This is a genomic window from Desulfopila inferna, assembly GCF_016919005.1.
In the GTDB taxonomy this organism is placed as follows: domain Bacteria; phylum Desulfobacterota; class Desulfobulbia; order Desulfobulbales; family Desulfocapsaceae; genus Desulfopila_A; species Desulfopila_A inferna.
The window spans coordinates 382,846-396,955 of record NZ_JAFFQE010000002.1 but is presented as its reverse complement, the minus strand read 5'-3'; the positions used below and the strand labels follow the sequence as shown (position 1 = coordinate 396,955).

The window sequence follows — 14,110 nt, the reverse complement described above, 5'->3', positions numbered from 1 at the left end:
TGTTGATGAAACCAGCTATTTAAGGAGAGACAAAATGATCATGAAAAAGAAGAGTGTGGCCGGGCTTGGAATATTGCTCATTTTTGGCTTGCTGGCATGTTCGCCGGAAGAGCCGCAGCTGGTGCAGCCGGTAAATATCCCCGATAATACCATAGATCCGGCAGTCTGGGGGAAGGCCTATCCGGTGGAGTACGATCTCTGGCTGCAGACCGAGGAACCTACTCCTGCCGGTAAAAGCAAATATAAGGTTGGCTTCGATGCCGATAATATCACCTATGATAAGTTGTCCATGTATCCTTATATGGCGCTGCTGTTCAACGGCTGGGGGTTCGGCATCGAGTACAACGAGCCACGGGGGCATGCAAACATGCTCAAGGATCAGCTTGAGATTGATGCCAAACGTGTGGGCGCCGGTGGTGTATGCCTGACCTGTAAAACACCGTACGCTCCTGAGCTGGAAGAGAATATGGGAGAGGATTATTATAAGCTTCCCTTTAAGGAAGTGGTCGACAGAATCCCCGAGGAACATCGGGAGCTTGGCGTGGCCTGCATAGACTGCCATGACAATAAGGATCTGACACTTCAACTCTCACGCAACTTCACTCTGGGCAGGGCCCTTGATGCCATGGGTGTTCAAGCCGAAGAGCTTAATCATCAGGAGATGCGCTCTGCAGTCTGCGCCCAGTGCCATGTGACTTACAACATTACCAAGACGGCAGAGGGCAAATCCGACGGTATTTATTTTCCCTGGCAAACGAGTACATGGGGAAATATCAGCGTTGAAAACATCATCGAGAAGATTCGTAGTGATCCGAATAACAAGGAATGGACACAAAGCGTTACCGGTTTCAAACTGGCTTTCATGCGTCATCCCGAATTTGAGCTCTACTCCTATCAGAGCACACATTGGCAGGCAGGGGCCTCCTGCTCCGATTGCCATATGCCTTATACCAAAATCGGTGTCCAAAAAGTTTCGGATCACCGTGTCATGAGCCCGCTCAAGGCCGATCTGCGTGCCTGCGCCCAATGCCATGCAGAAGACACCGAATGGCTCAAGCAGCGCGTCATAGGAATTCAGGACCGTACCGTTTCGCTGATGCTGCGGGCCGGTTACGCCACGGCAACAGCAGCCAAGCTCTTTGAAACTCTGCACAATGCCCAGGAAGAGGGTACTGAGTTTGATCCCAGGTTTTATGCACAGGCCAAGGATTTTTATCTTGAGGCCTTCTATCGTCAGCTGTTCATTGGTGCCGAGAATTCCGTTGGCTTTCATAACCCTCCCGAGGCGTTGCGTGTTCTTGGCGATTCTGTGGCTTTTGCCGGTAAATCTGAAGCCTTGCTGCGCCAGATGTTGGCAGAGGCGGATGTGCAGGTGCCAATGGATATCGACCTGGAATTGACTAAATATGTGGATGAACGGGGCGAGAACAAGCTCATGGGTAAGCCGGAGCAGGAGATTGAGGATCCCTTTGGATTACAAAAGCGATTCCTGCAGAAGCGATAGCAATGTTGAGGTGGCCTCCTGGATTTCGCCAATATTGGCCGAGGTAAAATTACGGGACATAATATTGTTCCTAATATTGTGTCCCGACAGAGCAAAAAACGACTTTTAAAAACTAAAAAAACAATAATAGTTTTCAACTAATGATGGATCTACAAACGCTTGCGCATTTGTGGAAAAGGATATTGGGGGAATTGCTGCAGAAGTAATGCTTTGAAGGGGAATACGATTCCCATGAGATTCTGACGTCAATCTATTACGAAGGATGATGGCGGCCGGAATGGCCAATCTGGCCTGGAGAATTTTTCACTTCCGTAAGCGCTGAGTCTGCTGCGGATATGTTCCGCCGGTTCGAATCTCGGAAACGAGATGTCTGCCGGCCGACATCATTGTTCAACCCACCTGATTGTTGTTTTTTTCTGCAAAGAGATAGTCACCTTTCCGGCGGCAGCCTTTTTGCCATCCACCAGCCAATGGCCCGCCTGACTGTCATGTTTCGGCGGCAATTCGACAACCACTTCCATTCCGCCAGGATAGTGCCCGGTGTAAGGCAGCGTTTCAGGATAACTATCCACTAATATCTCTGGAATAATATCGCTTTCGACATGAAGTTGCTGAAACTCAGGCAACCCAAAGAAATGACGCATTTCATAACGGATGTGGCCATGACGATTCTGAAAGAAGCGCAGCAGTTCGGGATTACTCTCCCTGTCATACTTTTCCAGAATTATCTCATATTTTCGATAGAGAGCAGCAAGTTGTTGCGGGCTCAAGTCATGATTGAGAATTTGTACATAACGCCTGATGAAATAATCCTCAAAAGAAGGATCTTCAATAAATAATCGTCGGAAGAGCCGCAGCCGCGAGTTCCCCAGCCTGTGCAGCTTCTCTTTAAAGATGAGTCCGAGCCCTTCCTGCTGCCAGACCTCTCTGTCGGGATTCCTGCTCCTGGAGGCGTACCAGTCGGTAAAACAATGATCAAGGTCCCAGGCAACCCATTGCCAGGTCGAAGAGTCGTCTTTGGCATCTTTGAAAGCCACTCCCTGGCTCCAGTCGGTATTGCCGCTGAAGGTAACCGCTATAAAATAATTCATCAAACCTTCAATATCTATCACTCCGCGAACCTTTTCATAGGTCAAGGTTGCATCAGTTGATAGTTTATCCATATCTTCCCAGAATACGGAATTTTTTTTATCCCCTCGATAACGGTGAAAGTGCATCGATTCGAGATTGTACTTCTGCCGGAGATATTTTTTGCTGAGATGCGGCGAGAGCCAGACAAGACCCTGGTCGACGCCATTGAGGATAAATTCGGCCTGGGAATATTCAGTGGTGTTGACCCCGGCCATTGCATAAAGATCATTGGCGATAACGTTGCTCAGCGGCCAGCCATCAGGAATATCATCATGCACTACCAGAGTTCTGAGAGCCGCCAGTTTGGGAAAAATTTCTGCAACATCCAACCATTGAGACCCGTAGATCTTCCTGAAATAGAGCCTGTAACTGTGCTTTGGCAAAGACGGATCCCGGCTGGTACCGCCATGCAGCCTGAAGCCGACGGCGCTTTGCTGCAGCAGGGTGTCACCTTTTTGAATTGCAGCGTAAGCCAGACGTTCGGCTTTTTTACCGCGTTGCTGATAATTGGTCAGAATACCGTGTTCGCCGTCAATGTTTTCCGCTTCGGTGACCACCGAGATCGTGATGTTGTCGTCGTTTACTGCTTTTTTCAGATTTGCTGCTGCAGCCCGCATCAACTCATACTCTTCTCCAATACCGATTAAGGCGCCGCTTATCTGCCGTCTCTTTTGGAAGGGACCGATATTCTCCATTTCCGGTTGATCAAACTGCTGTTTATACCGGAAGCTGTGATTAGGAATAATTGTGGTAGCGCCCATCTTATGGAATAGCTCTCCGAGCTTATTATAGGAGAGCAGCTCAGAAGGAACATGGCGAACCTGCAGGACCTTTAGTTTCTCCGCCACAGGTGTATGATCCTGCAGGAAAAACAGCAGCGCGGCAAACAGCGACAGGACAAGAGCCAGCAACCAATGGGTAAGTATGGGAGGTCTGGGTAAACGCATTTAGAACCTTACTCCTGAAATTCTGCCACTCGGTTCATACCCCCTTGAGGGGTGTAATAAACAGGAAAACGAATAATGTATTTGATAGCTGTGAATTGCCCTAGGTACTTATCCCCTTTTGGGGTTTAACCAAAAATTACCAGAGTGACAGCTACACTATTTCTCCACTGCGGGCTGCATCGCAGCGCAGACTCCGCAGATGGTTTTTTACAGCAGCATCCTGCAGCAATGTGCGAAGCAGCTCAGCAGATTGAATATCGATTTGAAATAGGACCTGCATTGAATCACCGGCGAGGCTCGATTGCAGTATTCTGTATGATATTCGTTTCCTTTGCAGAACTTCGAGAAAGGCATTCAGAACCTTTTGGTAATCACCACGTATAACCATATCAAGAAAATACCTTCCCTTTTTTCCCTTGAGAAGATAGCGGGACAGGAGAAAATGCAGGCCCAGAAAGAAATAAATCGGCAGAAAGAACTGATAGGTTATGGGCCGTATCTTCAAATCAAACTCAAATTGAGGATCGGCATCTGTAAAGATCATCTTCTCGGCATTATCTCCGATCTTTGCTGCGGCAGTTCCCTTCACTGCATCGAAGTCGTCAATGTTCCCGTCAAAGTGCCTGCTTCTGAACAGCCATTTGAAAGAATATCCTATTGCCTGGACTTCCACTGGCGCTGGAGGTATGTCCCCTTTGCCTTGCTGAAGATCAATCCGCACTTTTTTGATAAGAAGAGCATCGTGCAAAGGAAAGGAGTAAACATTATGTCCTTTCTCACTTACCAGCGTCGAGGTCCTTTGGGTCGAATACTGACCGTCTTCTCCGGCCCAGAAGATCTGAATGAAATTTTGTTCCCGGCTGGTCATTTCTATGGTCAGATATGCGGTGTCCGAAGCAGCAACGGACAGGCCGACCAGAATCACGGAAAGAAGCAGGACGGGCAGATGCTTTTTAAGTAACAGAACCACTTTTAAGATGTTTGGTTGTGGTAAAAGACATCGATCTTGACTCGCTTGTCAAGGGCTGCCAGGGCAGATTTGAGCTGGACAAGTTCGGCACCGGGAAGCTTATGGAAACTTGTACTGACCACGGCATACTCTCCTGATTCACTGATTGAATCGATGCGCGCTCCGGCAACACGGGAGATAATTGTTTCCATGATACCGTCAAGAGATGCTGAGGAATCGCCGGGCAGTGTACAGGTGATCATACCGCTGCTCAAATAACTATCCACCAGGACCCCGCCAAATCTGGCCAGAAAAAGCCCCAGGGTGGCGGTCAACAGGATAATGGCCAAAAATGCCAGATTGAAGGTGGCACAGCTGATGGAGGTGGCAACGAGCAACATGAGAAAGCCGATTTCTTCAGGTTCTTTTATCGGAGTCCTGAAACGGACGATGGAGAGAGCTCCCAAAAGGCCAAGCGACAACGGCAGGGAAAACTGAATGCAGATAAAAATAGCAGTAATGGATATGCCCAGAAGAGGAAAGGCACGGTGGATCTGACTTCCGGTGGAGCGCTGTTTGAAGAAATGAACATAGAGATAGGAGACGATGAAGGCGCTGATCAGTGAAATGAGCAGCAGACCCGAGAGAGGCCATAACCCTATGTCGGTAATTTCCTTATTGCCGAATCCGCCAATAAAATCCAATAATCCACTTTCCATTTTTTCACCTGATAAATATGCTGTACAGATTCTGCAACCTGCTGATAAACGTTTTTACGTTACTCATGAAGGAAAATACGAAAATCTTCCTGATTATTTTCTTCTCCCAAAGCTGCGCACCGCCTAAGCAGTCAGGCCGGTAATATGCTCGAAGCAGTTGCTGTATTTGGAAAATGAGCCCTTCCGGCAGCCAAACACTGTGATGCCGTGGAGTCGATCCGGTAAATCCATTGAGCTTGATTTAAATTCAAATACTCCGACATTTAAGGGTTCCTTCCAGTTCCGTTTCACCATCATCGGATTTATGCGCGGGACGTGGATTTCGCTATCCACGGCAAGCCTGGCACCAGACAGAGGCTCCACAAAGCGGTGCCGCACATAACTTATCTGAAAAGCCGGAAGAATCGAGCGTTCAGGAGGAAGCGACTGAGAATAAACCTTACCGGGTAATTCGATAAAATAAGGATCGTTAAGATACCTGGCCTTTTTGACCGCATCGTCAAGCGGTACTTCAACCCTCATTTTTTCTCTCGAGCTGCCGATCTTCCGTTTCTTTTCGAAATAGGCCATGGCGGAATAACTTGAATAACCGGTATCCTGGTACCAGCGCAAACGAAACTTCGTCTTGAGAAAATCGCTGTTATTTTTCTCTGCGAGAAAATTCCAAGCCAGTGTATCATAATACACCGAGGAAATGACCCCCCTGGGATAATCGCCATCTTCAACACAGCGGCTCAGCAACCAGTTGATCAGGGGCATTGACTGTACTGCGGGAAAGACAAATTTTGTCTCGTGTTCGGCCATTTTCTCTACTATCTCCAATCTCTATCCGTGAAGCAGGTGCGACATTATCTCCGGTGATTCAATTTTATCAGCGACTACACTAGTCGATTTTGGATGCTGCCACAATTTTTTTGTGATGCCCGATTCAAGGGGGGTGAAGCTACTTCAGCTAAAATGATACGAGCGAAAGAGAGTTGCTAAGTTGTAATGGTAAGCTCAGCTATGCAGAACAGGCACAGCTGTGAAACCATTGGCTGGAGGGAGGGGCGATCAGAACAATCCAGAAACGCTCGGTTATGTGGATGTCTTTAAGGTAATGATTGATACCATATCCTCAGTAGAACATCATCGGTGTCGTCAGACCGCTGGATTCTCTCGGGCGAGAAGTTTTGCAGTCCGTGTCCTTGTGGGTTCTGATAAGCAGGACCCGGCAGTCGTTGTACTGATCTGTAATTTGTAATCCGCAACAGCTGATTTTTATTCAGCGGTATCGCGAAACAGTTCACGGCCAATCAGCATTCTGCGTATCTCGGAGGTGCCGGCCCCGATCTCATAGAGCTTGGCATCCCGGAGGAATCTGCCGGTGGGGAATTCGTTGATATAGCCGTTGCCGCCGAGGCACTGGATGGCCTCGAGTGCCATCCAGGTTGCCTTTTCGGCGGCAAAGAGGATTACGGAGGCGGCATCCTTACGGATTTTATAGCCGGCGTCGGCTGCCTTGGCCACCGTATAGACGTAGGATCTGCAGGCATTCCAGGTGGAATACATATCGGCGAGCTTGCCCTGCATCAGCTCGAATTCGCCAATCGCCCGGCCGAACTGCCTGCGCTCATGGATATAGGGGAGTACTACATCCATGCAGGAGGCCATGATTCCCAGCGGCCCGCCTGACAAAACCAGGCGTTCATAATCAAGTCCGCTCATCAGGACCTCGACACCTCTGTCCACCCGCCCCAGGACATTCTCCGCGGGGACCACGCAGTTTTCAAAGACAAGCTCGCAGGTTGGAGAGCCCCGCATGCCCAGTTTGTCCAGTTTGGGTGAGGTGGAAAAACCCTTCATTCCCTTCTCCACCAGAAAGGCGGTGATGCCTTTGTGTACCATTTTGGGCGAGGTCTTGCCGTAGACCACCAGGACATCGGCATGGGGGCCGTTGGTAATCCACATCTTGGTTCCATTGAGGATATAGGAATCTCCCTCCCTGTCGGCGGAGAGGCGCATGCTGACCACATCGGAGCCCGAGCCTGCCTCGCTCATGGCCAGGGCCCCGATGTATTCCCCGCTGATAAGTTTCGGCAGGTAGCGCTCTTTCTGGGCTTCGCTGCCGTTGAGCTTGATCTGGTTGACGCAGAGATTGGAATGCGCGCCGTAGGCCAGGCCGACCGAACCGGAGCCGCGGCTGATCTCTTCCATGGCGATGGTATGCTCAAGATAGCCCATTTCCGCACCGCCGTATTTGTCGTCCACGGTGATGCCCAGAAGTCCCATGGCGCCCATCTTGCGCCACAGCTCAAGTGGGAATTCATCGTTTCTGTCAATATCGTCCGCCAGTGGAGCGATTTCCGTCCCGACAAAGCCCTGCACTGATTCACGCAGCAGGTTTGCTGTTTCTCCCAGATCAAAATTCAATTGAGGGTAAGTCTTCATGGGTGTCTCCTGAGTTTGGGAAAATTGCCACCATTTGAATCAAGTACAACGATCCATTGCCGTGGTGGCTTTTATGACTCCAGCTCCTTGACTTTGCCGAAAAAATCGAGGGCTTCTGGATTTTTCAGGGCGTCTTTGTTTTTTACTTCACGTCCGTGGATCATTTTCTGTACGGCAAGCTCCACTTTTTTCATATTAAGGGTGTAGGGGATATCAGGCGCTGCTATGATTTTTGCTGGAACATGGCGTGGTGAGGCTAAGGAGCGGATCAAGTCCCTGATGGTCTTGATTAAGTCATCGGAGAGCTCATAACCGTTTTTCATTTTGACAAAGAGAAGAACTCTGACATCGTTCTGCCATTTCTGTCCGACGACGACGCTGTCCTCGATATCTTCAATCTGTTCGATGATTCGGTAAATCTCCGCCGTACCTATCCTTACCCCGCCGGGGTTGAGGGTGGCATCGGATCTGCCGTACATGATCAGGCCGCCTCGTGGCGTCACCTCGATGAAGTCGCCATGGGTCCAGGCGTTGGGAAAGCCTTCAAAGTAGGCGGAGCGGTATTTACTGCCGTCTTCATCATCCCAGAAATAGATGGGCATCGAAGGGAAGGGGGCCGTGCATACCAGCTCCCCCTGTTTGCCGACCACGGGGTTGCCGCTCTCGTCATAGGCAAAGACCTTCATGCCCAGCCCACGGCACTGGAGTTCGCCTTCATAGACCGGGCCCATGGGATTGCCCAGAGCGAAACAGCCGTTAAGGTCGGAGCCACCGGAGATGGAGGCCAGCTGCAGATCCTCTTTTATTTCCCTGTAGATGAAGTGAAAATCCTCTTTGGAGAGGGGGGAGCCGGTGGAGAGCAGGGCCTTGAGTGGGCTCAGATCAAATTGTCTGCCCGGCTTGACGCCGGCGTTTTTCAGGGCTGCTATATAACCGGCACTGGTGCCGAAAATGGTGATCTGCTCATCCTGAGCCATGCGCCAGAGGGCATCGGGTTCCGGATGAAAGGGATTACCGTCGAAGAGAACCAGCGTTGCCCCGACAGCAAGCGAGGTGGTCAACCAGTTCCACATCATCCAGCCGCAGGTCGTGTAGTAGAAGATGGTATCCTCCCGTTTAAGATCGGTATGCAGGACCAATTCCTTCAACTGGTGGATGAGCACACCGCCGCTGCTCTGTACCATGCATTTGGGCGGGCCGGTGGTACCCGAGGAATACATGATGTAGAGGGGATGGTCGAAAGGCAGCTGGACGAAGTCGATCTGCTCCGTTTCATGGTCGCAGAAATCCGTGAAATGCACGGCCTTGGGCAGATTCTCGATATCGGGCTCCTTGGAAATATAGGGCACCACCACTATTCTTTCCAGTGAGGGTATCTGCTCGGCAATGCCGGCGATCTTTGCCAGGCTGTCAATTGTCCTGCCCTTAAAAAAATAGCCATCGGCGGTAAAGAGCACTCTGGGGCTGGTCTGGCCGAATCGGTCGAGCACACCTTTGACACCGAAATCGGGAGAGCAGGAAGACCAGACCGCTCCAAGGCTGGTGGCGGCAAGCATGGCGATAATCGATTCCGGCATATTGGGCATGAAGCCCACCACCCGGTCCCCGGGGATAATGCCCATATCCTTGAGAGAAGCAGCAGTCCCGGCCACAGCCGCATAGAGTTCGCGGTAGGTAAGGGATCGACGGACACGGTTCTCTCCCCGAAATATCAATGCCGTCTCTTCATCCCTGAAGCGCAGCAGGTTTTCGGCAAAATTGAGCCTGCTTCCTGAAAACCATTGTGCGCCCGTCATTTTTTGCGGATCGTCGATCACCCGGTCGTAACTTCGCGAGGCCTTGATGCCGACAAAATCCCACAACTCCGCCCAAAAGTCCTCCAGGTTTTCTATGGACCACTGATAGAGAACATCGTAATCGGAAAAATCCATTCCATACTGACGGTTGACACGCTCCATGAACCTGTACATATTGGAAGCTTTAATGCGTTGTTCCGATGGAGTCCATAATGGTTTCGACATGGTATACCTCTTTTGTGTGCTCTGGCCGCAAAAGAAAATGGAATAGAGCAGACCAGCCTATCTGTTGTCTCAAATGAAGTCTAAGGGTGATTCTCTCCTTCTGGAAATCAGCTCCGGTATCGACCTCCCGCTCGAGAGGAAAAGCGGGAGAGTATGATTGAAAAAAGGGGGGTAGTGACAATTTTTAAAAACTAAATCCCTGGGGAAGATCCTCTTCCCCGGTCCCTTCTACCACCCAGGAAAGATCGAGGATGGTGAATGTCGGATCGGACGTCTTGAATATCGGGACCACTTTCAAGCCTAATTCGGGATCGCCGCAGCTGAGATAGCTCATCAGGATGGTGGCCACTCCGTCAAATTCTATGTTGATGAACTTGATGGGCTTGTCGAGCATGTTGAAGGCGCCTGAGCGTTCACAGACCATGAAGGTATGGATTTTAGCGGTTTTCTTTGCCGTATCGGTGAGATCGATGACTGTATTTTTACTTAGGCAATCCGGGCAGTGGATGCGAAACGGCATGTAAATGGTGCCTTTCTGTCCACAGCCGGCGCTGTCGCAGCGGGTAGCCATCAGTTTTCCCTGGCTGAGCGATTCGAAAAATATGGCCTCTCCGCCATAGGAATGCATGTAGGTCATGTCTCGTGGGTTGGTGATGCCGAGGAGCTTCCAGTCGTCATCGGCATTGCGGATAGGGGTGTTGGGGGTGAGGTGATGGAAATCGCCCTTGGGCTTATATTTATTGTTTTTGACGTAAACCTGTCCGAACATACTCATAGCACGTCTCCTTTAGTATCTTACAGATTGTTTCTTTTTTTTTTTGCAAGAATAAATCTGTCGAAAGATTCTTATACCCCTCAAGGGGATACTGTAAAAAGTCCAGTTCAGCTGGGTTAGTATCCTGGTGAAAAATTTTCTTTTGAAGGTTCATCGTATTTATTTTATCAGATGATCGGGATCCATCAAAATGGTGGAGGTGACGTGTGAACCGACACCTGCATGGCTGATAGCCATTCCTCTTTTGGCACCCTGGACCTGGAGGTTGGTCCAGTCCGCCGGCTTCTCCCGGTTGAATTTGTTCCAGAGATTTTCATCGCCGTGGTATTCTTCCCACCTGTTCCAGATATGTGTGGCCACTTCGAAGGCCTGCATGATGCCGGTGGCTCCCACTGAGTGCATACAGCCGATCAGGCCGCCGGAGAGGTTGGAGGGAAGTTTTCCCGGTTCTCCGGTGTGCGGATTGGTGTGGTAGCAATCACCCGATTCCACATAATCACGCCCGTAGCCATAGGGGCGAATGCCTACATCCTCATAGGTCTGCACATCGCTGATGGTAAAGGCGTCGTGGAGCTCAACCAGATCTAGATCTTCGCTCGGATCGGTGATGCCGGCCATGCCGTAAGCATAGTAAGCAGCCATTCTTGCCGCCAGGAATCCGGTAAAACCGGGGTATCTGTCTCCACCGGGAAAGCGTTCGCCCAGATCTTTGTACTGATCCGCGGTCTCGTTGGGGAGCAGGGGGATGGCCATATCCAGTCTGTCGGCAGGGCGGAGGGTATGCGAGCCTGCGGAAACATAAACACGCAGCGGCTTATTCCTGGTATTTTGGGTAAGCTTGTCCGCGGTATCTTCATCGCAGAGAATAGTGCAGGCCGCGCCAACGCTCATCAAACAGCAGTCCAGGGCCCGCAGCGGGTAGGCGACAACCGGCGAATTCAGGACATCGTCAACGGTTATTTTCATCGGCGCCTGGGCAAAGGGGTTGAATCTCGCATAGCCGTGGTGTTTCACGGAGATCTCCGCCAGCGTTCTTCTGAATGATTCTTCCGATTTTCCGAAAATCTGCCAGTAGCGCTGGGCCATAACCGCATAATATCCGGTATAGATATGGCCTAATGGGGACTCCCAGTCTTTGTCGGCGGCGCAGGAAATCAGAAAGTTGCCTTCATCGGTGGGGACCTCGTCCATTCTTTCCCAGCCCATGACCAGAACGCAGTCCGAATAGCCGGAGGCCACCGCTTTCATGCCCTCCCAGAGAGTCGAGCCTCCCGTGGCTCCGCCGGTTTTTACCCCGACATTACCGAGCGGATCCAGGCCCAATCGATCATGAATTACAGATTCTCCCAGGAGTTGGTCGCCGAAATGGTCGGCAAAGTGACCGTAGTAACAGCTGTGGATATACTGTTTCAGCTCAGCCGGTGAGATGTCCAGCATTGCCGCCGCCATGGTAAAGGCGTCGATACACAACTCTTCGGTGCGTTTATCGGGAAAGGCCCGGTCGAACTTTGACTGTCCTGCCGTCACCATGTATACAGGTCTCTGCAGCTTGGGAATTTTCAACTGTTGCTTGCTGAATGTTATCATACCATTGGTCTCCTTGCGTTAAGTTGACTATCTTGACAACTCTCTTTCCTGATGGCGTCGCGATAAGCACCGTACGGGCATAAACTCCGATTTCGAGAAAATCAGATCTCCCGCGTGGCAGGTTTGCAGACCTCTCTCTTACGGGGCCGGTTGATTCTGCGTTAAAGGGTTCCTACCCAGAGCACAAAACTTTTGTGGACACTGTTGTTGGTTATTTTCTGATGTTCCGGGTTCGACCAGAAATGAACCGAATCACCTTCGACCATCTGGTAGGTTGTATCACTCAGCGTAAGCTCCACGGATCCTTTCAGAATGCAGAGAACTTCCTGGCCGTTTTTAATATTTTTGCGAACCGGAATTGATTTGCCCGGCTCGATCACCAGGACGGAAGAGTCTATGACGGTTCGATCATCCGGAGAGAAAAAGCGCCGGGTCACAAAGCCGGTATGGGAAAGATCGATATCATCCCAGTCCGCCTTCCTGATCAGTATTATCTTTTCCTTATTGCTTACCTGGGTGAGAAGGTTTCCCGCATCGACATCGAGGGCATTGCAAATGCGGATAAGGGTATCCACAGAAGGTGAATTGACGTCATTTTCCACCTGACTGAGAAAACCTTCCGAAATCGAGGCCTGTTCCGCCACTATTTTGAGGGTCAATTTTTTTTCCTTGCGGCGTTTTCTGATCAAAGTTCCTATATTCATGAAGCACCGTGCAAAACAAAATGGAAAGCGTATTTGGATTTATGATTGACAATAGTTAACATTTTATATTAGTTAATATTAACCTATATAAAATATTCATATTCTGTCAATAACTATTATTGATGGACCCGTAAAAAGCTCGATCACGTCGCTGTAGATCTAAAAAACATCTGTGTGTTCGGCGTATTCAGTGGTAAAATTGGATTTTACACGATTTATTGAAGAGACTGAAACAGGTTGACCCAGCTAAGCTGGATATACTGCAGACGGCTTTCTCAAATGGAGCAGGATGGTTGAAAAGGAGTTAAACGATGCCTGAAAATACAAACAGCGTTGCTGAAAAAATCAAAAGCTTGCGAAAGGCCCAAAGGCTGTCGTTAGAGGAGCTTTCCCGTCAGTCCGGAATTTCCGAAACATTGCTGAGGGAAATGGAAAGCGATAAAATTTCTCCGCCTTTAGGCAATATTATAAATCTGGCAAAGGTTTTTGAGGTGCCGGTGGGGGATTTTTTCGGAGACAGTGGCGACTCGCCCTTTTGCATTACCCGGAGCGGTGACAGGGCCACGGTTACCAGATTCGGTTCCACCTCCGGTGAATCAAACGGCTATAGTTATCAGGGGCTCGGTCAACAAAAAAGAAATCGACAGATGGAGCCTTTCCTTGTAACCTTGAATCCTGCAGATCCCCGAAAGGTCGAACCGAATCAGCATATCGGTGAAGAATTTATTTTTGTGCTGCAGGGAAAGGTTGAAGTCAGCATTCTTGATCATAAAGATGTGCTCAATCCGGGTGATTCAATGTATTACGATTCAAATGTGCCGCACAAAATTTCCGCACATGGAGATGAGCCGGCCACCATCCTTGCCGTGATTTACGCCAAAGAGGAGATGATAATCCTGTAAGTTGAAAAGCGTGGGCAGCCTTTCCCAAATATCGGATGACGTGAATTTTGACACCATAAAGGAGCCGAATGTTACTTTTAATAATTGGCCTGCATCTGGTTCTCGGCAGTATCTGGCTGATGAATAACAGCCATCCCGGGCCGGCACTGCTCTGTTTTGTCGCCGGTATGGCGGCGACTCATTTCGGCTGGAAAAAGTTTTCGAGCAGGAAAAGTCAGGAGCCGAAGAAAACCGACAATCAAAATTAATGGCGTCATAATATCTCTCAGCAAAATTTCATAAACCTGCCGATTTCTTCCGTAGTCGTTATCTCCATTCTCCGTGAGAGATCTTCTCTTGTCCTTTGATCCGGTATACTCACCGGCCTGGATATCTAGTTAACCAATTCTCACCTGCAGGAAATTCTGTCACATAAATTGCATTCATTTTTCAACAGTCCCT

12 protein-coding genes are annotated in these 14,110 nt (G+C 49.7%); 3 read left to right on the top strand and 9 right to left on the bottom strand.

The genetic code is table 11. The features are described 5' to 3' along the window. The first annotated feature begins 34 nt into the window (after positions 1–34). Positions 35–1,504 (top strand): ammonia-forming cytochrome c nitrite reductase subunit c552, encoded by a 1,470-nt coding sequence (locus JWG88_RS05770; protein WP_205232759.1) that lies wholly within the window; start codon positions 35–37, stop codon positions 1,502–1,504. Between the two features lie 383 nt (positions 1,505–1,887). Here JWG88_RS05770 and JWG88_RS05765 read toward each other — a convergent pair whose 3' ends face one another. From JWG88_RS05765 to JWG88_RS05725, 9 genes are all read right to left on the bottom strand, one after another. Next, positions 1,888–3,582: a CotH kinase family protein gene (locus JWG88_RS05765; RefSeq protein WP_205232758.1), complete on the bottom strand. Its 1,695-nt coding sequence runs from the start codon at positions 3,580–3,582 to the stop codon at positions 1,888–1,890. A 151-nt stretch (positions 3,583–3,733) separates the two neighbouring features. Further along, positions 3,734–4,552, bottom strand: a complete 819-nt coding sequence (locus JWG88_RS05760) for a hypothetical protein (RefSeq protein ID WP_205232757.1) — start codon at positions 4,550–4,552, stop codon at positions 3,734–3,736. Positions 4,553–4,554: 2 nt separating this feature from the next. Then, positions 4,555–5,250, bottom strand: coding sequence for a DUF4956 domain-containing protein (locus tag JWG88_RS05755; RefSeq protein ID WP_205232756.1), 696 nt, complete (start codon positions 5,248–5,250; stop codon positions 4,555–4,557). 123 nt (positions 5,251–5,373) lie between these two features. Next, on the bottom strand, positions 5,374–6,054 hold the full coding sequence (locus JWG88_RS05750; RefSeq protein WP_205232755.1) for a VTC domain-containing protein: 681 nt from the start codon (positions 6,052–6,054) through the stop codon (positions 5,374–5,376). 456 nt (positions 6,055–6,510) lie between these two features. Further along, positions 6,511–7,680 carry an isovaleryl-CoA dehydrogenase gene (locus tag JWG88_RS05745; RefSeq protein ID WP_205232754.1) on the bottom strand — a complete coding sequence of 390 codons (1,170 nt, stop codon included), beginning with the start codon at positions 7,678–7,680 and terminating at the stop codon, positions 6,511–6,513. Positions 7,681–7,751: 71 nt separating this feature from the next. Next, on the bottom strand, positions 7,752–9,701 hold the full coding sequence (locus tag JWG88_RS05740) for an acetoacetate--CoA ligase (protein WP_205232753.1): 1,950 nt from the start codon (positions 9,699–9,701) through the stop codon (positions 7,752–7,754). A 184-nt stretch (positions 9,702–9,885) separates the two neighbouring features. Beyond that, on the bottom strand, positions 9,886–10,476 hold the full coding sequence (locus tag JWG88_RS05735; RefSeq protein WP_205232752.1) for a Zn-ribbon domain-containing OB-fold protein: 591 nt from the start codon (positions 10,474–10,476) through the stop codon (positions 9,886–9,888). A gap of 159 nt (positions 10,477–10,635) precedes the next feature. Continuing rightward, entirely contained in the window at positions 10,636–12,063 is a 1,428-nt protein-coding gene (locus tag JWG88_RS05730) for a thiolase domain-containing protein (protein ID WP_205232751.1), read from the bottom strand. Between the two features lie 161 nt (positions 12,064–12,224). Continuing rightward, entirely contained in the window at positions 12,225–12,767 is a 543-nt protein-coding gene (locus tag JWG88_RS05725; protein ID WP_205232750.1) for a helix-turn-helix domain-containing protein, read from the bottom strand. Between the two features lie 311 nt (positions 12,768–13,078). On the opposite strand from JWG88_RS05725, the gene JWG88_RS05720 reads away from it, so the two are divergent. Further along, positions 13,079–13,669, top strand: a complete 591-nt coding sequence (locus JWG88_RS05720) for a helix-turn-helix domain-containing protein (RefSeq protein WP_205232749.1) — start codon at positions 13,079–13,081, stop codon at positions 13,667–13,669. Positions 13,670–13,737: 68 nt separating this feature from the next. After that, a complete protein-coding gene (locus JWG88_RS05715) occupies positions 13,738–13,917 on the top strand; it encodes a hypothetical protein (protein WP_205232748.1) in 180 nt (59 codons plus the stop codon). The last annotated feature ends 193 nt before the right edge of the window (positions 13,918–14,110 follow it).